The organism is Roseateles sp. P5_E1, from assembly GCF_054049335.1.
In genome coordinates this window covers 1-575 of record NZ_JBFUMN010000355.1, presented here as the reverse complement: position 1 = coordinate 575, position 575 = coordinate 1, and the positions used below count along the sequence as shown (strand labels likewise).

1 protein-coding gene is annotated in these 575 nt (G+C 67.0%); it reads left to right on the top strand.

Annotated elements, in window-relative coordinates; translation table 11 throughout:
* Window positions 1-33: 33 nt before the first annotated feature.
* On the top strand, window positions 34-575 hold a 542-nt coding region (locus ACXJKJ_RS31490), incomplete at its 3' end, for an adenosylhomocysteinase (RefSeq protein WP_457395602.1).

Sequence of the window (575 nt, the reverse complement as noted above, 5' to 3'; positions counted from 1 at the left end):
CTGGACATCGCCGAGCACGAGATGCCGGGTCTGATGTCGATCCGCCGCAAGCACGCCGCCACCCTGCCGCTGAAGGGCGTGCGCGTGACCGGTTCGCTGCACATGACCATCCAGACCGCCGTGCTGATCGAGACCCTGAAGGACATCGGCGCCGACGTGCGTTGGGCGTCCTGCAACATCTTCTCGACCCAGGACCACGCCGCCGCGGCAATCGCCGCCTCGGGCACCCCCGTGTTCGCCTGGAAGGGCGAGTCGCTGGAGGAGTACTGGGACTGCACCCTGGACGCACTGACCTTCACCCTGCCCGACGGCACCCTGACCGGCCCGGAACTGGTGGTCGATGACGGCGGCGACGTCACCCTGCTGATCCACAAGGGCTACGAGCTGGAAAACGGCAGCGACTGGGTCAACGAAAAAGCCGCCTCGCACGAAGAACAGGTCATCAAGGACCTGCTCAAGCGCGTGGCCAAGGAGCGTCCGGGTTACTGGGCGCGCGTGGTCAAGGACTGGAAGGGCGTCTCCGAAGAGACCACCACCGGCGTGCACCGCCTGTACCAGCTCGCCCAGGCCGGCAC